At 77.0% G+C, this 24206-nt stretch carries 11 protein-coding genes; 6 read left to right on the top strand and 5 right to left on the bottom strand.

Going from position 1 to position 24206, the window contains the following annotated elements:
- Positions 1-193: 193 nt before the first annotated feature.
- Both NT8_RS16765 and NT8_RS16760 read right to left on the bottom strand, forming a co-directional pair.
- A complete protein-coding gene (locus tag NT8_RS16765) occupies positions 194-1408 on the bottom strand; it encodes an MFS transporter (RefSeq protein ID WP_067970478.1) in 1215 nt (404 codons plus the stop codon).
- A 273-nt stretch (positions 1409-1681) separates the two neighbouring features.
- Entirely contained in the window at positions 1682-2305 is a 624-nt protein-coding gene (locus NT8_RS16760; protein WP_067970483.1) for a TetR/AcrR family transcriptional regulator, read from the bottom strand.
- Between the two features lie 486 nt (positions 2306-2791).
- On the opposite strand from NT8_RS16760, the gene NT8_RS16755 reads away from it, so the two are divergent.
- The 5 genes from NT8_RS16755 to NT8_RS31295 all read left to right on the top strand — a co-directional run bounded on the left by NT8_RS16755 (position 2792) and on the right by NT8_RS31295 (position 13784).
- Positions 2792-4615, top strand: a complete 1824-nt coding sequence (locus NT8_RS16755) for a hypothetical protein (protein ID WP_067970476.1) — start codon at positions 2792-2794, stop codon at positions 4613-4615.
- A gap of 150 nt (positions 4616-4765) precedes the next feature.
- A complete protein-coding gene (locus tag NT8_RS16750) occupies positions 4766-5728 on the top strand; it encodes an AAA family ATPase (protein WP_067970474.1) in 963 nt (320 codons plus the stop codon).
- Between the two features lies 1 nt (position 5729).
- Positions 5730-6914, top strand: a complete 1185-nt coding sequence (locus NT8_RS16745; RefSeq protein ID WP_084469021.1) for a DUF58 domain-containing protein — start codon at positions 5730-5732, stop codon at positions 6912-6914.
- Complete coding sequence (locus NT8_RS16740; protein ID WP_157515863.1) at positions 6911-9097, top strand: transglutaminase domain-containing protein; 2187 nt, start codon at positions 6911-6913, stop codon at positions 9095-9097. Before NT8_RS16745 ends, NT8_RS16740 begins: the two co-directional genes overlap by 4 nt.
- 91 nt (positions 9098-9188) lie before the next feature.
- Complete coding sequence (locus NT8_RS31295) at positions 9189-13784, top strand: protein kinase domain-containing protein (protein WP_067970470.1); 4596 nt, start codon at positions 9189-9191, stop codon at positions 13782-13784.
- A gap of 528 nt (positions 13785-14312) precedes the next feature.
- Here NT8_RS31295 and NT8_RS16730 read toward each other — a convergent pair.
- Positions 14313-14858: a hypothetical protein gene (locus NT8_RS16730; protein WP_084469020.1), complete on the bottom strand. Its 546-nt coding sequence runs from the start codon at positions 14856-14858 to the stop codon at positions 14313-14315.
- Between the two features lie 849 nt (positions 14859-15707).
- Positions 15708-20375, bottom strand: coding sequence for a hypothetical protein (locus tag NT8_RS16725; protein ID WP_067970468.1), 4668 nt, complete (start codon positions 20373-20375; stop codon positions 15708-15710).
- Positions 20376-20696: 321 nt separating this feature from the next.
- Between NT8_RS16725 and NT8_RS16720 the strand changes: the two genes are divergently transcribed.
- Positions 20697-23585: a glycoside hydrolase family 9 protein gene (locus tag NT8_RS16720; protein ID WP_067970466.1), complete on the top strand. Its 2889-nt coding sequence runs from the start codon at positions 20697-20699 to the stop codon at positions 23583-23585.
- A gap of 93 nt (positions 23586-23678) precedes the next feature.
- Here the strand turns inward: NT8_RS16720 and NT8_RS16715 are convergent, their stop codons facing one another.
- Positions 23679-24107, bottom strand: coding sequence for a hypothetical protein (locus tag NT8_RS16715; RefSeq protein WP_067970465.1), 429 nt, complete (start codon positions 24105-24107; stop codon positions 23679-23681).
- Between the last annotated feature and the right edge of the window lie 99 nt (positions 24108-24206).

Raw genomic sequence — 24206 nt, 5'->3', positions numbered from 1 at the left:
CCCGCCCCCGGAGGGGGCGGACGCCGGAGCGGAACGGCGGGCCCCGGCCCGCCGCCGACCTGCCGGTCGCGGCCATGGCACTTACCGCGACCGGCGCGGGCGGTCGGCCCCGCGCCCGCGAAGGCCTGCGGCCGCCGGGGCGGGCTTCCGGATCTCCGAGCGCCGGGGGCCGAGGGCCAGGGTCGACGGCCGTTCAGACCGCTTCCTGCTCGGTCGCCACCGCGCTGCCCGACGCCTCCGGGGACCGCGCGGGGCGCGTCGCCCGGCGCGCCAGGTCGGGCAGCAGGGTCGCCAGGCCGACGACCGCCAGGGCCGCGCCCAGCCACAGCGGTCCGCGCAGCCCGAACGCGCCGATGGCCAGGCCGCCCGCCCACGACCCGACGATGACCCCCAGCGTGATGAACGACGAGTGGACCGTGTTGACCAGCGGCCCGGTGTCCCCGGCCCGCTGCACCCGGGTGACCATCGCGGGGTTCATGGTGACCCCGACGAGGCCGATGCCCAGCAGGAACGCCACGGCCGGAACGGGGACGTGGGCGAACAGCGCGAACCCGGTGAGGAACACCAGGTTGAGCAGCAGGCCGGCGACCAGCACCGGGAGCGCGTACCGGTCGGCGAGCCGGCCGACGACGGTGTTGCCCGCGACCGTCGCCGCACCGTAGGCCACGAGCAGCAGCGGCACGGTGCCGGCGGCGAACCCGGTGACCTCGGTGAGGATCGGGTTGACGTAGCTGAACGCGGAGAACGTCGCCCCGATGACGAACGTGCTCGTCGACAGCGTCAGCCACAGCCGGGGCGACGTGAACACCCGGCCCTGGCCGCGGAGCCCGCCGCCCGCGCCCGCCCCGGCGCCCTCGGTGCCTTCGGCGGCCGGGACGCCGACGGCGGTCGCCGCGGCGGCGACCACCCCCAGTGCCGCGATCACCCAGAACGCCGACCGCCAGCCCCACGCGCCGCCGACGACGGTCGCCATCGGCATGCCGAGCAGCGTGCCGAGCATCAGCCCGTTCAGCACCACCGCGACCGCGCGCCCGCGCAGGTCGGGCCGGGCGAGCCGGGTCGCCAGGGAGACCGCCACGCCGAAGAACGCCTGCGACGCGACGCCCGTGATCACGCGGGCCGCCAGCATCACCCCGTAGTCCGGGGCGGTCGCGGCGAGCACGTTGCCCGCCAGGAACACGGCGAACAGCAGGAGCAGCGCCCGCTTCGGCGGCACGCGCAGCAGGGCGACGGTCAGCAGCGGACCGCCGAGCGCCATGGCGGCCGCGAAGGCGGTGATGAGGTAGCCGATCTGCGGGATCGTGGCCCCCAGCCCGGCCGCCATCTGCGGCATCAGGCCGGCGACGACGAACTCGCTGGTGACCATGGCGAAGATGCCCATGGCCAGGACGTACGCGGAACGCGGCACAGCGGTCTCCTTTTGTATCGTTCATTCCAAAACTAGGGCGCACGCCGCCCAGGGCGGGCCGTACGCGTGGATGGCCGTCAGACGAAGCGGCCGGCCACACCGACCGCCGATCGCCCAGCAGGCTCGGCCAGGCCACCCGTTGCCCCTCTGCACCGGTCGGCCAGCAGGCCTGGCCAGGCCGCCCGTGCCCCCTCTGCGCCGGCCGGCCACGCCGACCCCGGTCGCTCAGCGGCCCCGATCAGGCGCGTCACACCCCCGCCCGGGGCGCGGTGGTCAGGCCTCCCGCCGCCGGGCGCCGACAGGGGGCAGCAGCGCGTCGACCGCCGTCGCCGCGATCGCCTCCAGCGCGTCGCGCCCGGCACCGCCCTGAGCCGAGACGCGCATGCCGCCGATCACCGCGTTGAGGAACCGGGCGAGCCCGTCGGCATCGCGCTCCGTGGTCACCTCGCCCGCGCGCTGCCCGGCGCGCAGCACCTCGCGGAGGCCGTCGAGCCGGCGGTCGAGGTCGCGGTCGAGGACCTCGGCCACCCGCGCGTCGCGCCCGGCGAGTTCCACGGTGGTGTTCACCGACAGGCAGCCGATACTCCGGCCGCGCCCCGGCCGGGCGTACTCCCCGTCGATCACCGACGCGAACAGCGCCCGGACGCGCTCCACAGCGGGCCGCGCCGCGTCCTCCAGCACCGCGGCCTGCGCGGCGCTCATGGTGTCCAGGTAGTGCCCCAGCGCCCGCACGAACAGCTCGTGCTTGCTGGTGAACGTGTTGTAGATACTGCTCCGCCCGAGCCCGGTCGCCGCACACAGGTCCTGGGTCGAGGTCGCCTCGTACCCGTTCTCCCAGAACACCCGCATGGCGGCGTCCAGCGCCCGCCCCTCATCGAACCCCCGAGGCCGTCCCATGCCGAGCACTCTAACACGTTCTGTACAGTTCGATCCAAAACACTTTCGAATCGCGTTCGGAAACGTTCTCCGACCCGCCCGCCGACCGTTCCGACCGGACGCCATTCCCCCGATCGGGGCGCGCGCGGCCCCGCACCAGCCGACCGATCGCCACCAGGCGGTGACGGTGGGGTGACGGGATAGGGGGCGATCAGGGGGTTTCGGGTAGCCGGTGGGGATTCACGGGGAATAGCGTCTTCATTGGGAGAACGGTTGCAGGTAAAGTGCGGATCGCGAATCTTCGCGCCCGGGACCCCCGCCGTGACCATGCACCCGCTCGGCGTTCTCCGGCAGGGAGCTCCCCGATACCCCGGCACGGCGGCCCCGCCCGCCGCTCGTCGGCCTGCTTTCTCCATCCCTTCGAGGAACGACAGGAGACAGGGAACCTTGCCTCACCAGTCCAACGCGGATCGAGGCCGTCTCGGAAAAGGCGCCGCGGTCGGCGCCGTGACCGCCCTCGCCACCGGGCTCGTCGGCACCGCGGTCTTCGGCGTCGGCGCGTTCAGCCACTGGGACGACCTCTCCGACGGAACCACCTGGCTGTGGAGCAGCGTCACCGGCGAGGTCATCCGCGTGAACGCCCACAGCGGGCAGGTCGACCTGGTGCAGTCGGTCGAGGCGTCGGCCGACCACCCGGTCCGGCTCGCCCAGAACGACAAGCACCTCGTCGTCCACGACCTGGCCACCGGTTCGCTCGCCTCGGTCGACCTGGTCAACCTCGACTTCACCGGCGAGACCACCACCGGCGGCAGCGGGAACCACCGGTTCGTCCTCGGCGACGACGCCGCCGTCATCATCGACCAGGAGGGCGGCGAGATCCGCCGCGTCGACCCCTCCACCCTCCAGCCCATCGGCGAGCCCCTCCGCCTGGCCGGGCCGCTGATCGGCGGCGAGTTCGACCGCGACGGCCTCCTCTGGGTCGCCGCACCCTCCCAGGGCACGGTCGTGGCCATCCGCAGCGGGGAGGAGCAGCCCGAGGTCGTCGACAGCGTCGCCGTCGGCGAACCCGGCGCCGACCTCGCCCTGACCGTGCTCGACTCCGGCGCGCTGGCGATCGACCGCGGCACCGACGAGGTCAGCCTCGTGGGCGACGGCTCCCCCGAGCAGGCCACCTCCCCGGTGAGCCTGAGCGGGGCCGAGGTGCCCGCCCGGACCGTGGGCGGCGCGGCGGCCATCACGCTCGCCGACGCCGCGTCGGTCGTCGCGGTCACCGGCCTCACCGACGGGTCCCCCAAGACCTCGGCGTTCGCCGTCCACGGCACCCGCCCCGAGACCGCGCTGACCTTCGCCGACAAGGTCTACGTCCCCTACTCCGAGGAGGGCGTGGTCCGGGAGTTCTCGGTCGACGGCGGCCAGGAGCGCACCATCCGCGTTCCGGACGCCGGCGAGAGCGACCTGGAGCTGGAGGTCCGCGAGGAGCACCTGTTCATCAACGCCCCCGAGTCCGAGTCCGCGCTGGTCGTCGACGCCGACGGCGGTGTGCGCGAGGTCAGCAAGTACGACCCCGAGCCCACCGAGGACGGTGAAGGCGAGGGCGGCGGCGAGGACCAGGACGACCGCGGCGAGGAGTTCGTCGAGGGCCCGGACGTCGACGACTACGTGCCGCAGCCGATCGACCTGCCCGACGCCAGCACCCCCGACGACCTCCCGGCCGAGGAGGACGGTCCCGCCGCCCGCGAGGAGGAGGCCCGCCCCGACCGGTCCGAGGAGGACGACGACCCGGCCCCGCAGATCGAGGAGCCCCCGGGCGAGGACCGCCCGACCCTCCCCGAGACGCCGCCGGACGTGGACCTGCCGGAGCTGCCGGAACTCCCCGAGCTGCCCACCACCCCGCCCGGTCACGACGACGATGAGGACGAGGACCAGGAGGACGACGAGGACGAGGAGGGCCCCGGCGGCATCCTCGACCCGCTCGACCCGGTGTTCCCGCCCGATGAGGACGAGGAAGAGGAGCCGGAGGAGCCCGAGGAGCCGGAGCAGCCGGAGGAGCCGGGCACGGAGGAGCCGCCGACCGACCCGGTGGACCCGCCGACCGACCCGGTCGAGCCGCCGACCGACCCGGTCGAACCGCCCACCGACCCGGTGGACCCGCCCACCGACCCCGTCGAGCCGCCCACCGACCCGGTCGAACCGCCCACCGACCCCGTCGAGCCGCCAACCGACCCGGTCGAACCGCCCACCGACCCGGTCGTCCCCCCGGTGGTGGGGGACCCGCCGCCCGCGCCCGACCCCGGGACCACCGACCCCGCGGCGGAGGTGCCCGCCGTCTAGTCCGCGGCCCCGGCCGCCCCGTGTTCCCGTGCCCGGCCTCCGCCGGGCGCGGGAACACGCCGTTCAGCCCCGTTCTCCCGACACCGAGAAGAGACCGTGACCACTTCGGTTCCGCACGCCGGCTCCGGCGCGCCCGCCGCTCCGCTGAGCATGGACGAGGCCGCCGACCACGCCGCCCACTTCACCCGGCTCGCCGACGAGATCGCGTCGGCCGTCCTCGGCAAGAGCGACGTCGTCCGGATGGCGCTCGTGGCCCTGCTCAGCGAGGGCCACATCCTCCTGGAGGACGTGCCGGGCGTCGGCAAGACGACGCTGGCGCGCGCCATCGCCGCGGTCACGGACGGCGAGTGGCGGCGCATCCAGTTCACCCCCGACCTGCTGCCGTCCGACGTCACGGGCGTGCCGGTGTTCAACCAGGCGACCCGCGAGTTCCAGTTCCACCCGGGCCCGGTGTTCAGCAACGTCGTCATCGCCGACGAGATCAACCGGGCCTCGCCCAAGACGCAGGCCGCCCTCCTGGAGGTCATGGAGGAGCGCCAGGTCACCGTCGACGGCCGCCGCTACCCGGTGCCCCGCCCGTTCCTGGTGGTCGCCACGCAGAACCCCGTCGAGATGGACGGCACCTACCGGCTCCCCGAGGCGCAGCTCGACCGGTTCCTGATGCGGCTCTCGCTGGGCTACCCCGGCGCCGACGCCGAACTCGCGATCATGCGCGGCGACCGCCTCACCGCGCCCGAGGACCTGAAGGTGGTGGCCGACTCCGAGCGGCTGGCCGCCATCGCCGCGGCCGCCAAGCGGGTGTTCATCGACGACGCCGTGTACCGCTACGTCCTGGACCTGGCGCACGCCACGCGCGGCCACGACGAGATCCACGTCGGCGTGTCCCCGCGCGCGACGGTCGCGCTGGTGCGCGCGCTGCGCATGCTGGTGCTCGCCTCGGGCCGCTCCTACGCCACCCCCGACGACGTGAAGGAGCTGGCGGTGCCCGCGTGGGCGCACCGGCTCGTGCTCGCCCCCGGGTCGGCGATCAGCGGCCGGGGCGCCGCCGACGTGCTGCGCGACGTCCTCGACCGGGTCCCGGTGCCCGCCCCGGTGCGGCACGGGGACGAGTGAGGTGCCCGACGCGACGCGGCCGGCGGCCGAGGGGCGGGTCCGCCTCACGGCGCGCGGCTGGCTGGTGCTGGCGGGCGGGGTCGCGCTCCTCGCGGTCGGCGCCGTCTTCGGCTACCGCGAGCTGGTGATCCTCGGCGGGGTGGCGTGCGCCCTGGTGCTGCTGGCCGTGGTCCTGGTGGGGCGCATCCGCCCGATGACGGTCTGGCGCACGGTCGCGGTGTCGCGCGTGCGCCCCGGTGACGAGGTGGAGGTCGAGTTGGGCACCACCGAGGAGGGGCGGGGGCGCGGCGCGCACCTGCTCGCCGACCGGGTGCGCGAGCCCTCGGGGGAGCGGCTGGTCGAACTCCCCGCGCGCCGTCCCGGCGACACCTCCCCGCTGTCCTACCGGTTCCCGGCGGAGCGCCGCGGCGTGGCCGACCTGGGCCCGCTGGAGTCCCGGCGCCGCGACCCCCTGGGGCTGGCCGCCACCCGGCGCGGGTCGGGCGCGGTCGACCGGGTGTGGATCCACCCCCGCTGGGAGCCGCTGCGCGCGCTGCCCGTGGGCCGCAGCGGGGACGTGCAGGGCGTGTTCGACGGCGGCGCCGCCGGCAGCGTCAGCTTCCACGCGCTGCGCGAGTACGTCCCGGGCGACGACGTCCGGCACATCCACTGGCGCAGCTCGGCCCGGCACGACCGGCTGATGGTGCGCGAGCACGTCGACACCTCCCACACCCGGCTGACCGTCGTCGCCGACGACCGCGCCGGCGCGTCCGGCGACGACCTGGCGGCGCTCGACGAGGTCGCGAGCGCGGCCGCGTCCGTGGTCGCGACGGCCCTCCAGGGGCGGTGGGCGTGCGAGCTGCGGCTGATCAGCGGGCGCGGCCGGGAGAGCACCGACGGCGGCCTCACCCCGCTGCTGGACCTGCTCGCGGAGGCCGAGCCCACCGAGGGCGCGTCCCTGCCCGACGAGCTGTGGCGGCTGCGCAACCGCCCCTTCGGCGACACCCTGGTGCTGGTCAGCGCGTCGATCACCGGCGCCGAGGCGCGGCTGTTCGCCCGGCTGGCCGACCGGTACTCGCGGCTGGTGCTCGTCGCGCTGCGCCGCTACGGCGCGCCCGTGGGCACCGTCCCCGGGATCACCGTGGTCGACGCCGGCGACGCCACCGAGCTGGCCGCGCGCTGGAACACCGAGCGGTGGTCGGCGTGAACCGCGTCCTGGGCCTCGCGGCGCTGATCGCCGCCGCCGCAGCGCCCGGCCTGGCCGTGTCCCCCGCCTACGCCGAACCCGACCTGGTCGCGGTCGTCCTCACCGGGTGGGCCGCAGCGGGCGTGCTCGTCACCGCCCTGCTGCACCGCTGGCTGTCGGCAGCGTCGGCCCTGGTCATGGGGCTGCCCGTGGCGTTCGCCGGGGTGGTGGCGCTCGTCGCGGCGTTCCCGGGGCGGGCGGAGGGCCTGTGGCCGGGGACGGTCGACGCGGTGGCGCACTCGGGGGCCCGCATCCTGACCATGGCGCTGCCGACACCGGTGGCCGCCGACACCCTCGCCCTGCCCGCGCTGGCCGTGTGGCTGGCGGGCGCGGCCGGGGCGCTGGCCCTGGGCGGCGGCGCGCCGCTGACCGCGGTGCTGGGCCCGCTGCTGGCGCTCGTCGGCGCCGCGGTCGTCAACGGGCCGGAGGTGCGCCCCGCCTACGTGCCGGCGGCCGTGTTCGCGCTGGCCGCCGTCGTGGTGCTCGCGCTCTCCGCCGACCAGCGGGCCGACCCCGGCGGGGCTGCGACCGTCGTGGCGGCCGACGGCGGGCGGCGGCGCGCGCTGACGCGGGCGCTGAGCGTGGGCGGCGTGCTCGCGCTGGTCGCCTCGCTCACCGTCTACCTGGGCCCGCTCGCGCTGTACTCCTCCCCGTTCCGCCCCGCCGACCTGCGGGCCGAGGTCACCCCGCCCGAGGAGACGACCGACGGGGTCAGTCCGCTCAGCTACCTCGCCGCCTGGTCGGCCGAGCCCGGGGAGCGGCTGATGACCGTCACCGGGGAGGAGCCGACGGAGCTGCGGTGGGTGACGCTGAGCGACTTCGACGGGATCACCTGGCAGGCCGGGGGCCGCTACGTCCCGGTCGGCGAGAGCGTCCCGCCCCCCGAGTTCCCGCTGCCCGCCCGGCCCGTGCGCACGGTCGACGTCGAGGTCGAGGCCCTGCCCGGGCACTGGCTGCCGTCGCCGGGCATCGCGCGCCAGGTCGCCGGCGCGCACACCGCGTTCGACCCGGCGTCCGGCGGGCTGCGGATCGCCACCGGCACCGCCGAGGGCGCCGCCTACCGGGTGGCCGGCGTCGTCCCCCAGTTTGAGGAGGAGACGCTCACCACGGCGGAGGAGCCCGACCGCGAGGAGTTCGCCGAGTACCTCGAACTGCCCGCCGACGCGCCGCCGCAGATCGCCGGGATCGCGGCCGAGGTCGGCACCGGCACCCCCTACCAGCGGGCCAACCGGCTCGCCGCGCACCTGCGCTCGAACTACGGGTTCGACCCGGAGTCGCCCGGCGGGCACGGCTACGCCAACCTCGCCGAGTTCCTGGTGGAACCCGGCGAGCAGGGCGGGGGCGGCACGTCGGAGCAGTTCGCGAGCGCGTTCGCGCTGCTGGCCCGCGCGTCCGGGCTGCCCAGCCGGGTCGTCGTCGGGTTCGGTCCGGGCACCGCCGTCGGGGACGGCGGGGACGACCGCATCATCCGCAGCGGCGACGCGGTCGCCTGGGGCGAGGTGTACCTGGAGGGCGTCGGGTGGGCCCCGTTCGACGTCATGCCCGGCGACCCCAAGGAGAACGGGGCCACGCCGGAGTCCGAGACGGGCGCCGGCGCCGACCCGGGTGAGGCCGCCGGCGGGACCGCCGCCGAGGAGGACGGGCTGTTCTCCCCGTCGAACGGGCCGATCGACGTCGGCGACGCGTGGGCGCGGGTCGGCCGGACGGTCGCCTGGGCCGTGGCCGCCGCCGTTGCCGCCGCCCTGCTGGCGGGCGCGGCCCGGGTGGTCCGCCGCCGGTACCGGCTGGCCGCGCGCGAACCCGAGCGGCGGCTGCACGGCGCGTGGTGGGAGCTGCGCGACGGCCTGCGCATGGCGGGCGCCGCGCCGCGGCCGTCCGACACGGTGACCGATGTGCTCGCCCGCTCCGACGCCCTGCTGCCGGCCGCCGACGGCCGACCGCGCACCTGGGCGCTGGGCACCGCCCTCAACGCGCTGGCGTTCATGGGGCCCGCGTCCGGCGCGCCCCGCGTCGACGCCGGGACCGCCCGCGCCGCGGCCGACGAGGTGCGGACCTACACCGCCGCCCTGCGCGCGGAGCTGCCCCGCTCGCGCCGCGTGCTGTGGTGGCTCGACCCGCGCCCGCTGCTGTGGCGGCGGCGGTGAGCGCGGGGGGCGTCCGCCCGGGCGCGGGGCCGGACCCCCGCGCGGCGGCGGGGCGTCCGACCACCGGAACGAACGAGTCGATGCGGGAGGCATGATGTCGCGGACGGGCGAACGGAAGCGGCCGGACCGGTGGCCGGTCCCGGGGACCAACTCCCCCGTTCTGCTGCACTCCGGTGCCGACGCGGACCTGTTCCGCGCCGGACGGGAGCCCAGCGGGGTGACCGTCGTGGTCAAGCTGTGGCACACGCCGACGGCGCGCGGCCGCCGCGGTGAGGCCGAGCTGTGGGAGACCCTGTCGACCAACCAGGGCGTGCTGTCGCTGCTCCAGTCGGGGACCACGGCGACCGGTCGGCCGTACGTGGTGATGGAGGACTGCGCGCAGGGCGACTACGGCTCCGTGCTGGCGCGCCGGGGCCCGCTGCCGGTGGAGGAGGCCGTCGCCGTCGGGGTGGCGGTCGCCCGCGGGCTGGCGGCGGTGCACAACCACGGGTACGTGCACAACGACGTGACGCCGGAGAACGTGCTGTGCGCCCGGTTCGGACCGGCGCTCATCGACTTCGGGTCGGCGCTGCCGACGGGCCACCCGTTCCCGCCGGCGGTCCACACGCGGGCGACGCTCGCGTCCGCCCCGCCGGAGGAGGCGGCGGGCGGCATGCCGGGGCCGGCGTCGGACGTCCACCGGCTGGCGGCGACCGTGTGGACGCTGCTCGCGGGGGTACCGCCGTTCACGGACGGGGCCGTGGCGCTGGGGGACGCCGCCGCCTACCGGGAGCGGTTGGCGGAGCCGCCGCGTCCGGACGTGCCCGCGTGGCTGGCCGACCTGCTCCGCGCCTCCCTCGACCCGGACCCGGCACGCCGCCCCGCCGACGCGGCCGCCTTCGCCGAGGCCATAGCGGCGGCGACCGCCACCGAACCCCCCGCCAGCCAACCCGCCGCCACCCAATCCCCCGCCACCCAATCCCCCGCCACCGAGGACGACCACCCGTCGATCCCGCTCCCCCCCACCGACGAACCCGCGCCTCCACCGGCACCCGGTGAGCAGACCACCGGCCCGCACCCGACCGGCGGACAGCCCCGATTCCCCCAGCCGACCGTCGGCGAACCTTCCATCCCGCCTCCGCCCCGCGGCGAACCCGCCATCCCCCCGGCGACCGACGGACACGCCACCGGCCCCTACCCGTCGAGCGGCCGCCCCTCCGCCGCGCCCATGGCCAGCGGACCGACCACGGGCCCACAGGGGACCGGCGGATACTCCACCGGCCCGCACTCGACCGGCGGACAGCCCCGATCCCCCGAGCCGACCGGCGGAGCACCCTCCATCCCGCCACCGCCCGGCGGCGAACCGGCGATCCCACCGCCACCCGGCGGCGAATCCACGTTCTCGCGGTCGCCCGGCGGACGCGCCTCCGGCCCGTACCCGTCGAGCGGTCGGCCCTCGATCCCGCCGCCGCCCGGTGGCGAGCCTCCGATCCCGCCACCGCCCGGCGGTTGGCCCCCGGCCATCCCGACCCCGCCCAGCACCGGTTCCCGCGCGACCAGGTCGTCCGGCCCGGCCGCTCCCGGCACGGGCCCGTCCCGCACGGCATCCGACGGCCCCGCCGCACACGGCGCGGACTCGCCGGGCCCGGCACGCGAGGCGACCGGCGCGGAGCGCGCCTCCACCACAGCCGGCGACCCCGCGTCGACCACCGACGCACACACGCGGGACGGCGGCGACGACAGCATCGGCAACGGCAACGGGCGCGCGACTGCGCCCGGGGACGAGGTGGCCGAGGCGACCACCATGCCCGTGTCCCTCAACGGCCGAGCGCCGACCGGCGGCACCCCGCTGCCGAGACGCACCCGGCCGACCGCGAGTGAAGCCCCCTCGCCCTCCACCGGGGACGCGTCGGACAGCGCACCCCCGGCCCACTCGGGGGACCTGCCGCAGCGGACCGCCGCCTCCCGCACCGGGAGAGAGCGGCCGTCGACGGGCCGAGACGCCCAGGGCGAACGGCCCTCCGCTGCCGAGGCGCGCCCGTCCTCGTCCCCCGACCGCCCGCGCGGCGCCATCACGGACGCCTGGGGACGGACCGACGGCGTCTCCCCCACCGATCGCGGCCGCAGGGCGGACACGCCCTCTGCGCCGGATCGCCCCACGGACACCGCCTCCCCTCCCGACGTCCCGGTCACCGGTCCGGCCACAGGCGTCGGCGCGACGGCGGACGGACGGGGTTTGTCCGATGAGGGCCGCGCGCCGGCCGATGGCACGTCGGACACCGGTTCTGCGGAGTCCCGTTCGCCCGGCACCGCTCCGGTGGAAACGGACGATGAAGGCGACCCGTCCGTCGCCACCACCCGACTGACCCGATCGACGGACACGGGCTGCTCTGGAGACAGCGCGACCGACGCCACCGCGCCCGCCGCGCCCGCCGCGCAGAGGGACACCACCGACTCGGCCCTTCCCCGCCGAGCAGCGGGCGACGGCACCCCCGAGAGCGACCCCGCCACCTCCAGCGGGGCCAGCGGAGGCGGCGACGCGGACGACCCGGACGACCCCTCCGTCCCCACCACCCGCCTCACCCGGCCGACGGACACGGGCCGCTCCGCAGACAGCGCGACCGACACCACCGCTCTCGACCACCCGACCGCTTCGACCGGGACCCCCGGCGAACCGGCCGCCTCCCACAGAACAGACCCCACCCCCGAAGACGACCCGGCAGCCTCCCCCGACGAGGCAGCAGACGACCCGGACGATCCCTCCGTCCCCACCACCCGCCTCACCCGGCCGACGGACACCGCCCACTCCGCGAACGGCGAGACCGACGCCACCGCGCCCGCCGCGCAGGAGGACACCACCGTCCTCGGCCGGACTCCCGCCGACCCGGCGCTTCCCAACCGAGCCGCGAGCGGCGACGGCACCCCCGAGAGCGACCCCGGCACTTCCGCCGGGGCCACCGGAGACGACGACCCGGACGACCCGTCCGTCCCCACCACCCGCCTGACCCGGCCGGGCTCGGCGACTCCGGTCGCCCCCGCGAGCACGGGCGTATCCTCTGGCGAGGCCGACGGTCCGCCCGTACCGAACGCGGAGCCGCGCGAAGGCGCCACCGCCCCCACCGCCCCGTCCGCCGACACCGCCCCGGCACGGAGCACGTCGGTCGGGACCGCAGCTCCCGACGGCGCGGATTTCCCCGCCACGGGAGCCACGGGAGCCACGGGAGCCACGGGAGCCACGGGAGCCACGGGAGCCACGGGAGCCACGGGAGCGGACGACGACGGCGACCCCTCGGTTCCCACCAACCGCCTCCCCCGGACGGCCGACGCGCCCTCCACCGAGGACACCGGCGCCGCCGGCCCGGCACCGGATGAGGACACCGTTTCCTTCGACGGATCGGCGGCCACACCCGCGAGCGGGGTCGCCGGGGCGGACCCCGCCCCCGCCGAGCCCTCCTCCGCCACCGCACCGGGTGCGGGGATGAACGGCGACGACAACGCCACCTCCGAGCACCCCTCGGGCCCCGGAACCCCACCCGCCACAGGACGGCCGACCTCGGCCGGTCACCCGACCGACCGGTCCGCGCCGGACAGCGGCGCCCCCGGTACGGCGGCGGCCGCCCCGGACCCGCCGGGGCACCCCGCGCCTCGACGCCCGGACGGTGGAACAGGTCCGCACCCGTCCTCGGCATCCGCCCCCGGCGTCCCCGGGGCGGCCGGGGCGTCCCCGTGGCCGCCGGCCACGGGCACCGGCCCGCGCCCCTCGTCCACCGGCCCGAACACCGGTGGTCACGCCTCCGCCGCGCACCACACCGCCGGCGGGCACGGCGCCCCGTACGTCCCCGTCGGCGCGGGGACCTCCGCTCCGCACGGCCCCGGCGACGGGCACCCCCTCCCGCCGCACGCCCCGGGCGGCGAGTGGGCGTCGCACGGCGCGACGGGCCCCTCCGGTCCACTGCCGCCGGTGCCGCCCCCCTTGATCCCGGACTGGCCGGACCCGACCGCCTACGCCGCCTCCGACGCCGGTGCCGCCGCCGACCAGGGGGCACCGGGTGGCACGGACGGCCCCGCGCTGAACGGCGGGATGTCCTGGCCGCCCGCCGGGACGGACGGCCCCGCTCCCGTGGCCGCCGGAGCCCCGTGGACGCCACCGCCCGGCCGCATCGCCGTCCCGACGCCGTCGACCCCCGAGCCCGCACGCTCCCAGGGGCGGCGGAGGAACGTCATGCTGCTGTCCGGGGCCATCGCGTTCGCCGTCGTCGGCGGCGGGCTCGGCCTGTGGGGCACGGCGCTGCTCTCCGACGGCGGTCCCGAGCGGCCGGGTGGCGGCGCGCCCGCCGCCACCGCCGAGGAGGACGGCCGGGGCGAGGAGGCCGCCGAGGACGCGGTGACGGGGGACGCGCAGGGCGGCGAGTCGGAGGCCGCCCAGGAGATCGCCCCGACCGGGGTGGAGCTGCGTGACGGCACCATCAGCGTCGCCCTGACGTGGACCGACAACACGGGCGGTGACGTCCCGCACTACATCGTGGGCGGCCCGGTCGACGCCGAGGAGGCCAGCATGGCCGACGTTCCGGCCGGGGAGACCGAGGTCGAGATCACCGGCCTCAACCCGGAGGTCGAGTACTGCTTCCGCGTCGTCGCGGTGGAGTCGCTCGACGCGGCCGCACCCTCCGAGCGCGTCTGCACCGACCGGACCGGGGAGGGCGACTGACCGACGGGCACCGCCCCCGGCACGCGACGCCGTTCGTGTGCCGGGGGTCGGCGGCGGCCGTGACCACCGCCGACCGCGTGCCCGCCCGGCCGGGATCGCCGCGACGCCCGATGCGCCCGGGCGCGGCCGCAGCGAATCGACGCGGCGCCGCCCCCGGCATCGGACCCGGGCCGGACTCCCGGCCCTTCGGCCCATCGGACCTTCGAAGCGCCGCCGTGCGCCACTGCACGCCGCCGCAGGCGCGCCCCGCGCGTATCGGCACCGTCCCCGGGCGTCGGGCACCTGCACGGGCCGGGAGATCGGCCTTATGGCCCATCGGAGCGCCGTGTGCCACCGCAGACCTCTGCGGGTATATCCCCACGTCGGCACCGCCGCCGGGTGCCGGGCATCGGCGGCCGCAGGCCGGAAACCCCGGATATTCGGAGCGCCGCCCCACGCCTCCGGGCGCCTTCGCAGGCGCGTCCCCGCGTCGGCGCCGCAGTCGGTGCTTCCGGCCGATCGGCGTCCCCGGGTCGGGTGGCCGTTCTCCTACGGTCGCGGACCGGGGTGGAAGACCCCTTCGGCGCTCAGGGCGACGGCGCGGGCGGCGGTGGGCGTGGCGCAGGCGGCGCGGATGTCGTCGAGGGCGGTGCGGGCGCGCTTCGGCAGGCGGACCCCGGCGGCCTCGTCCAGGGGGGTCCGCTGCAGGCGGGAGACGGTCGGGAAGCGGACCACCCGGCCGACCCGGTCCGCCAGCGCGGCCAGTTGCGCCGCCGCGCCCGGCGATTCCGCTCCCCCGGACGCCACGACCACCAGGGCGGCCACCGGGGTGCCGCCGCCCGTGATCCGCTGGGTGACCTCCACCGCGTGCTCGATGGCGTCGTCACGGGTGACGAGCACGAGCGGTCGGCCGAACGTCGCGACGCGCACCTGGTCGGGCCGGACGGCGCCGAGGTCCCACGGCGCGTCGAGGAGGACCCGCAGGGTGCTGGTGCCGGCACCGGGGTGGCAGCCGAGCAGGACGGGTTCCGCTTCGGGGCGGGGGACCGCTCGGGCGGGCCGCGCGGAGATGGGGTCGGCGCGTCGGGTTTCCATGGCCTCTTCCGCTCGGACGCGCCCGCGCCGGGGCGGCGCGGGCGACGACGGTGGTGCTGGGGCGCGGCGCGGGCGGCGCCCACGGGGCTCCACCGGGCCGCGACGCGCCATTCGTACCGCGAATCGCGACCGTGCGGCAAGGGCCCGGAGGCGTCCATGCCCCGCTCCGCCGTCTATCCCGGCACCGGTGTCCGCTGCCGCGCAGCGCCCGCTGGGTCCGGCCGACGGCTCCGGCCCCGCGCGGCCACGCCCTGCGGTCCGGGTCGGCGGCTCCCCGGCTGGGCCGGGGCCCGTCCGCAGGTCCGGCGGCAGCGGGGCTGCGGCCCCGGACCGACCGGAACCGCCTCGGGTCAGGCCGCGCCGACCGACGGGCGACGTGCCGCCCGGCAGTCACCGACGGTGGCACCGCTCCCACGACGGGCCTCACCTGCGCCCCGCAGGCAGCGACTTTTCCCGGGTCAGCCCGGGACGGCACAACCACCCGCGGACCAACGCCGACAACCGCCACACCACTTCTCACCACATAGACCGACCGTCGGCGATCAATGCGGAATACGCGACCCCTGTCATCCGACGGAACCCATCTCACGCGGCCGATCCCACCACGATTCCGCTAGCGTCGACTCGACGACCGCGTCCGCACGCCGTCGACGACCCGCGTCACCCGTCGGCAACCGCCACGCCACACCACGCCACGTGAGTTCGGCCGACGGCGGCGGCGACGTCCGGCACAACACTCGCCCTCGGCCGCCGACGACATCGATCCCACATGACCGATCACCGTCGCCGCCTACCGGCGCAGCCTCGACCTCGGGCGGGGCCTCCCGCTCGGGGGCGGGAGGCCCCGCCTCAGCGGGTGGCCCAGGCGGTGGCGAACATCTCGTGGAGGGGGGCCGGGGCGAGGAGGCGGTCGAACGGGCCCACGAGTTCCTTCTTGTCGTTCTCCTCCGCCAGGTGGGCGGCGAGTTTGGCGGTCTCCAGGGGCAGCTCCGGCGCGCGCAGCTCGGTCCACCCGCCGGGGATGAAGGCCGTCCGCCCCGCCCGCGGCCGCCGCTCCTGGACCACTGCGCCGACCGCGACCAGCCGCTCCTGCGCGGCCTTATGGCGCTTCGCCGTCCACCCGTTCCAGGTGCGGACGGCGCGGTCGGTGGGCCGCGCGAGGGTGAGCAGCTGGAGGTAGAGCGCCGCCGCGTCGGCGTCGACCCCGAGGGCGCCGGCCGCCTCGGCCACCAGGGCGGGGACGCTGAGGGACGGGTCGGCCTCGTACCCGCCGACCGGGACGGGGGTGTCGGCGGCACGCCGCACCATGCGGGCCAGGCCGCCGTCGTAGTACACCGCGGCGCGGCGCACCTCGGCCGCCAGGCGCTCGAACCCGTTCTCCGCGCAGACGCGCTTCACCCGGTCGAGCGCGCCGGGGGCGGCGAGCCCGGAGGGCCGCAGGAACGGCCGCTGCACCGCGGCGTGCGCGCCGACCACCAGCAGCCCGTCATCGTAGGCCACCGGCTTCTCCACCGCCCCGCCGGCCGGGTCGTCGTTCGGCCGGACGGGGAACGTGCCCGGACCGAAGGCGCGGGCGCGGTCGCCGTCGCCGCCCGTGAGGACGCACAGGCCCAGGGGGATGAGCAGATCGGGCGCGTCCAGCCGGGCGCGGAGGCGGTCGTATAGCGCGGGGACCCCCGCCAGCGCGGGGTCGCCGACCGGCCGCTCGGTGAGCGCCCACGCCACCAGCGCCCCGTGGCGGCGGTACGGCGAGGCGTAGACGGCGCGGCCCGGCTCGCCGTCCTCGCCCGCGTAGTGCAGGTTCAGCGTGCCCCACCGGGAGGAGGTGAGGACGGCGCGCAGGTCCGCCTCAGGCGCCCCCGATGCCGCGGGGTCGGCCAGCAGCCCCGCTTCGTCGGCCAACCCGAATGCGGCCTCCAGCGCCTCCGCCGTGGCCTCGTCCACCGTCGAACCGGAGCCGAGCAGCCGCACCCACGCGTCCGCCATGCGCTCCGCCGCCGCGACCGTGCCGCCGGGCGCCCACAGCTCCGCCGGGTCGTCAGGGACCGCCGCGGCGCACACCTCCCGGCGACCCGCGGCGCCCAGCCGCGAGGACAGCCTCTCGGCATCCCGGGCGACGTCCTTGGAGGCCCGGTAGGGCGCGGAGCGCAGCATCCGCTGGTGGGCCTCGTACCGGGCGGTGGTGTCGCTGCCGACCTCGGCGCGGCGCGGCAGCCCGGCGACGGCCAGGGCGGCCACCGCCCGGCGCACCCCGGCGCGCCGGGCGAACGCCGCGACGGCCTCCTCGTCCAGGGGCAGCGGGCCGCGCTCGGCGAGGAGGCCGAGGAGGCGGCGGATGCGCGCGGCGTCGTCGCGGCCGACCGTGACGGTGCGGACCCCGTCCGCACCGTCCGGCACGGGGTCGGCGGCCCGCTGGAGGAAGGGGGTGGGGTGCTTGGGGCGGCGCGGGGCGCGGCCGACCGCGGCGACGGCCCGCCCGGCCGCGCACAGCGGCGCGAGGGCGGCGGCGGGCGCGGTGCCCAGCCGCCAGCTGCCGGGGGCGGCGACGGGATGCGCCGCCCAGGTGCGCAGCAGCCCGCTGAGCGCGGCCCGTTCGTCGTCGCCGGTGGGTCCGGCCACCGCACGCCAGGCGGCCGCGTCGATCGCACCGAGGAGGGCGGTCCAGTCGAGGAACGGCGCCGGCGCGCTGAGCAGACGGGTGTCGTCGTCGATTTCGCCGCGCAGGAAGGCTCCCGCGGCGGCGAGCGCGGTCAGGGTGGCGGGGTGCGGGGACATGTCGCTGCCCCGGGGGCGGGGGTCGTCGACCAGTCCGCACAGGGCGTCGGCGAGGGTCCTCTCGGGCACGTCGGCGGGCGGGTCGGCGAGCGCGCCGGACCGGACGAGGTCGACCCGGTGGGACAGGCGTTCGCGGTGGCGCAGCCCATCGGCCGCCCGCTCGGCGGCCAGCGCCACCCCGTCGGCCACCCGGGGGTCGGTGACGGCGGGCAGCAGCCGGGCGACCGCCGCGCGCACCTCCGCCCGGCCGCCGCCGGAGTCGGCGGCGGCGGACGCGGACGCGACCAGCCCGGCGGCCTGGGCGCGGTCGACGGCGCGGAGCGCGCGCGAGGAGGCGGGATGGCGCGGGACGAGGAAGTGCCAGAACGCGGGCGGCGGCATCAGCGACCCCCGCTCCGGTCCGTACCGGAAGTGGTCGCGCGGACTGGGGAAATAGCGCGCCTCCCACAGCAGGCGGACGTCGTCGGTCGCGTACCCCTGCACCACCCCGGCCCTGTGGTCGGAGCCGTGGGTGACGGCGATGTCGGCGCCGCCCTCGGGCAGGCGCACGATGCCCCACACCCCGCCCATGCCGGGGGCGCGGGCGAGGTCGGCGCGGCGGCCGTCGGCCCCCTCGACCACCCAGCGCCGCGCGGCGCCCCGGCCGGTGCCGGCCGGGTGGGCGACGCGGAACCCGCTCAGCCGCCCGGCGCTGCCGAGCGGCGAGACGACCCCGTCGGGCAGCGGGGCCAGGCTGAGGAGCCTGAAGTCCCACTCCAGGCCTTCGGGCGGACCCGCTGCGAAGAACGCCGGCAGCGAGGGTGCCGCCCGCGCCCCGGTGGCGGGGTCGAGCCGGGCCCACCCGCCCTGCGGCTCCCGGGACGTCGCCTCGGCGCTCCACACCGCGTGGCCGTCGGACATCTGCCGCTCGAAGTCGCCGATCCCCGACCGGTCTCCGGGGCGGAGCACGCGCTCGCCGTCGTGGCGGCCGTCGGCGGTGGCGAACTGGTAGCCCAGCGCCCCGTTCAGGGCGTCGCGATAGGCGGCGAGGCCGCCGGTGTGCTCCGGACGGAACACGATGGCCGGGTCGGTGGCCCAGAACGCGTGGTCCGAGGGGGCGTAGGGGGCGTCCCGGGCGGTCCACGCGACGAGGAGGTCGCCGCCCGCGTAGTGCACGGTGTGCCGACGGGCGTCGGCGGGCAGGGTGAACGCGGCCTCACCGCGCCGACCGGTGTGGTCGACGGCGACCGCCCGGGTGCGCCCGTAGAGCGTGAGCACCGGCCAGGTGCAGGTGACCCCGACGACCGCCTCCTCCACCGGTCGGCCCTCGGCCGCGGCGAGGTCGGCCAGCGCGGACTCCATCGCGGGCCAGACCAGCTCATCGGGGATGCCGGCGCGCAGGGTGCGCGCCAGCGGGGCGGCGAAGTCGAGGCCGGCCAGGGCCTCCCCGATGCCGTCGAGCGCGGCGACGGTGGACCGGTCGAGGAGGTCGTCGAGGGCGGCCGCGGCGCGGGACGCCTGCGACACGCCGCCCTCGGCGGCGGCGTCGAGCAGCCGGGTGATGCGCTCGTGCACGCTCGCCTCGATGCCGGGGTTGCGGGGCAGCCGGGTGATGGCGGTCCCCCGTTCGACCGTGGCGTGGACGGTGCCCTCCAGGCGGCGGCCGAAGACCGGGTCGGCGGCCAGCGCGCGCAGGTCGCGCCGCGACGCGTCGCCCCAGAGGTGCAGCCGGACCTGCGGCCCGGGGTCGGCGACGGGGATGCCGTGCGCCAGGCAGGCGTCGACCAGGTCGGCGTCGAAGAGCGCGGTGCGGTAGTGCGACTCGTACAGGCGCACGGGTTCTCCGGCCGTGCGCAGCCGCCCGGCGATGCGCGGCAGGAACGCGTACAGCTCCTCGGGCATGGGCCGGGCGCTGATGCCGCCGAGGGCGACCTTGGCGAAGGCGTAGTGGTAGGGGAACCCGCCGAGCCACCCGGCCGGCCCCTCCTTGGGGGTGACGGTGCCGGCGGCGAGCGCGTCGAGGGTGCCGGCGGCCGCCAGCAGCCGCAGCCACGCGCCCGCCGCCGTGTCCCCGGTGGGGAAGAGGTCGGCGAGTGCGGCGCGCACCTCCTCATCCGGGGGTGCCTGGGCGAAGACGCGGGCGGCGCCGTCGAGCAGCGCGGTGGGGACGGCGGTGCCGGCGGCGGCGGTGAGGGCGCCGCCGAGCAGGCGGGCGTCCTCGTCGACGCCGAGCCCCGCCGCCTGCGCCGACGCGCGGACGCGGGTGTGCAGGTCGGCCGACGGCGCGGCGCCGCCCTCGGCCCACGCGCCGAGGAAGCGGACGAACTCCGCGTGCGCCGCCTCCGGGGTGTAGGTGGCGGCGAGCCACCGCTGGTGGGCGCGGATCTCCTTGGCGGCGAGCGCCCCCGAGCGGGCGAACAGCAGCGCGACGCCGATGCGGTGTCCGGGGTCGGCGGCCAGGCCGTTCTCGGTCTCGGCGGCGCGCGCGTGGCCGTAGGCGAGGGCGGCGTGCCGGCGGGAGTACCGGAGGAGGTGGTACCCCGCGGTGTCCCAGAACGGCGGCCGGTGGGCGGGCGGCAGGGAGCGGGCGCGGCGGGCGAGGTCGTCCAGGAGGCGGCCGGGCTTGGCGAGCGCGCGGGGGGCCGCCGCGGCGAGGTCGTCGGCGATGCTGCGGGCGTCGGCCGTGCGGCCGGGGTCGTTCGTCCGCACCCAGTCGGTGTAGAGGGTCGGGGACGGGGGCGCGGTGAGGGGTAGGCGCGGCATGGCGGCGATTATGGCAGCGCCGGGGGACGCGTTCGGGCGGGAGCGGGGAAGGCGGCCGGGGTGACCCCGGACACACTTTTACCGTTCCGTTATATGGACCGCCCTCGGTGGCGAAAACCCGAAATCAGCCGCCGGTTCCTCGGGGTCGCGGATCGGGCGCGCGGGGCCGCGCGGCACGGCCGGACGGCGACGGCGCATTGACACTCCTGTCGCCCACTGTCACGATTCGGCACATAACTTCATATTGGGAGCGCTCCCATAGAGTTCCGCCGCCCGGCGACGGGCCTTCCCCCGGCCTCCCCCTCTCGCGCTGAGGTACCTATGCGACCACCATCCCCCCGGCCCACCACCCTCGGGGCGGCGGCGACCGCCGCCGCGCTCGCCCTCTCCCTCCTGGCCGCCCCGCCCGCGTCCGCCGACGAGGTGGACCAGATCACCAACGGCGGCTTCGACAACGGAACCACCGGCTGGTGGCACACCGAGAACGCCCCCGCAGCGGTGGTCGACGGCCGGCTGTGCACCGAGGTGCCCGGCGGGACCGCCGACCCGTGGGAGGCCATCGTCGGCCAGGACGGCATCCCCCTCACCGAGGGGGAGTCCTACGAGCTGACCTTCACCGCCACCGCCAGCGAGGAGGTGCCGGTCCGCACCCTCGTGCAGGAACCGGTCGCGCCCTTCACCACCCAGCTCGACGAGCGGCCGCTGGTCGGCCCGGATGCGCAGGAGTTCGCCTTCACCTTCACCGCCGACACCACCATGGACGACGCCCAGTTCGCGTTCCAGCTCGGCGGCAACGAGACGGCCTGGACGTTCTGCGTGGACGACGTGTCGCTCGTGGGCGGCGCCGAACCGCCTGTGTACGAGCCCGACACCGGCCCGCGCGTGCGCGTCAACCAGGTCGGCTACCTCCCCGACGGCCCCAAGAACGCGACCGTGGTCACCGACGCCGCCGCCGCGCTGCCGTGGACGCTGAACGACGCCGAGGGCGCGGTCGTCGCCGAAGGTGAGACCACCCCCGAGGGCGTCGACGCCACCTCCGGGCAGAACGTGCACACGATCGACTTCGGCGGCTTCACCACCCCCGGCACCGGCTACACGCTGACCGCCGACGGCGAGACCAGCCACCCGTTCGACGTGTCGGGCGACGCCTACGAGGAACTGCGCGTCGACTCGCTGTCGATGTACTACCCGCAGCGCAGCGGCATCGCGATCGACGACGCCATCGCCCCCGGCTACGGCCGCGAGGCGGGGCACGTCGGCGTCGCCCCGAACCAGGGCGACACCAGCGTGCCGTGCGCCCCGGACTCCGGGTGCGACTACGAGTTGGACGTGTCGGGCGGCTGGTACGACGCCGGCGACCACGGCAAGTACGTCGTCAACGGGGGCATCTCGGCGGCCCAGGTCATGAGCGTGTTCGAGCGCACCGCGACCGCCGAGACCGCGTCACCCGAGGCGCTGGCCGACAACACGCTCCGGCTCCCCGAGCACGACAACGGGGTGCCCGACGTGCTGGACGAGGCCCGCTGGGAGATGGAGTTCCTGCTCAGCATGCAGGTGCCGGAGGGCGAGGACCTCGCCGGCATGGCCCACCACAAGATCCACGACGCGGAGTGGACCGGCCTGCCGCTGATGCCGGCCGACGACCCGCAGCCCCGCTACCTGCAGCCGCCGTCGACCGCGGCCACCCTCAACCTGGCGGCCACCGGCGCCCAGTGCGCCCGCGTGTTCGCGCCCTACGACGCCGACTTCTCGGCCGAGTGCCTGGCCGCCGCCGAGACCGCGTGGGACGCGGCGCAGGCCCACCCGGACATCCTGGCCCCGGCCGGCGGGGTCGGCGGCGGGCCCTACAACGACGACGACGTCAGCGACGAGTTCTACTGGGCCGCCGCCGAGCTCTACCTGACCACCGGCGCCCAGGAGCACCTCGACGCCGTGACGGACTCGCCGCACCACACCGGGGACGTGTTCACCCCCGGCGGCATCAGCTGGGGGGCGGTCGCCGCCCTCGCCCGGCTGGACCTCGCGGTCGTCCCCAGCGGGCTGCCCGACCGCGACCGCGTGCGGGAGTCGGTCGCCGACGGCGCCGACGGCTACCTCGCCGCGCTGGAGGAGCACCCCTACGGCCTGCCGTACGCCCCCGAGGACGGCACGTTCGTGTGGGGCTCCAACAGCCAGGTCCTGAACAACATGGTCGTCATCGGCACCGCGTTCGACCTGACGGGCGACGAACGGTACCGCGACGGCGTGCTGGAGGGGCTCGACTACATCCTCGGCCGCAACGCGCTGAACCAGTCCTATGTGACCGGGTACGGCGAGAACGCCGCGGAGAACCAGCACAGCCGCTGGTACGCCCACCAGCTCGACCCCGACCTGCCCAACCCGCCGGCGGGCACCCTGTCGGGCGGGCCCAACTCCGACACCGCCACCTGGGACCCGGTCGCCCTCGACAACCTCCAGGGCTGCGCCCCGCAGTTCTGCTACATCGACGACATCGGGTCCTGGGCCACCAACGAGCTGACGATCAACTGGAACGCCCCGCTCGCCTGGGTGGCCTCGTTCACCGCGGACCAGGTCGGTGTGGAGGATCCGGGTGAGGACACCATCGCGCCGAGCGTGCCGGGCACCCCGGTGGCGTCGGGCGTCACCGCCACCGAGGCGACGCTGACCTGGGCGGCGGCGGACGACCAGGGCGGCAGCGGGGTCGCGGAGTACGACGTCGTCCGGCACACCGCGGACGGCACCGAGATCATCGGGACGACCGACGGGACCGCCACGACCCTGACCGGACTGGAGCCGGGGACCGAGTACACCCACCACGTGGTGGCCCGGGACAGGGCGGGGAACACCTCGGAGCCCAGTGAGACCGTCGTGTTCACCACGGCGGAGGACGGGGCGGAGGCCTCGTGCCAGGTCGCCTACACGACCCACGACTGGCGGGGCGGATTCACGGCGGCGGTGCGCGTGACCAACACCGGGGACGCGCCCGTCGAGGACTGGGCGCTGGAGTTCGACTTCCCGGCGGGGCAGCGGCTCACCCACGGGTGGAGCGCCGACTGGTCGCAGAGCGGCACCACCGTGACGGCGGTCGGCCCGGCGTGGAACCGGACGCTCGCCGCCGACGCCTCGGTCGACATCGGCTTCAACGGCACCTGGACCGGCGAGAACACCGCGCCCGAGGAGTTCCGCCTCAACGGCGCGGTCTGCCACTGATCCACCGAGGGGCGCCGTGCGGGGCGCCCCTCCTTCCCGGCGCTAGGGTGAGAGCGCCGCGGGCCCGTCCGCTGTCCCGGCGGACGGGCCCGCCTATTCCGCCCCCCGAGAGCGGGCCGCCTCGCGGCGGCGCACCTGGCGGACCCGCACCGCGAGGGCGAGCAGTGCCAGGGCGGCCTGCCCGCCCAGGACGTAGGGGTCGCTCGGCGACCCGCCGAGGTGCGCGTCGACCGCGTGGTTGACGGCGTGGACGGAGCCGCCCGCGGCGAACCCGGCGAGCACCGCGATCAGCGCGTCCCGCAGCACGAGGGCCATCACCAGCGCCACGCCGATGCCGATGTGGTAGGCGCCCAGGTCGTGCAGGAAGTGCGTGTGCGGCGGGAACCCCGCGAACGCGGCGAACGACGGCGGCGACACCAGCATCCACCCGCCGAACGCGAGCGTCTGCAGTGCGGTGACGGCGACGACGGCGGTGACGAACCGGCGTGCCGCCGCCCCGGAGCGGCCGGTGGGTGCGGACATGGGGATCGGCCTCCCTCTCCTCGGTGGTCGCGGGGCCGGCCCGCGCCGTCCCCGCTCCTCCACCCGACCCCGCCCGCCGCACCGACGTGACACCACCCC

Source organism: Nocardiopsis trehalosi NBRC 14201 (assembly GCF_001552555.1).
Classification (GTDB): Bacteria; Actinomycetota; Actinomycetes; order Streptosporangiales; family Streptosporangiaceae; genus Nocardiopsis_B; species Nocardiopsis_B trehalosi.
The sequence above is the reverse complement of the archived record's forward strand: the minus strand, read 5'-3'. Positions and strand labels throughout refer to the sequence as shown.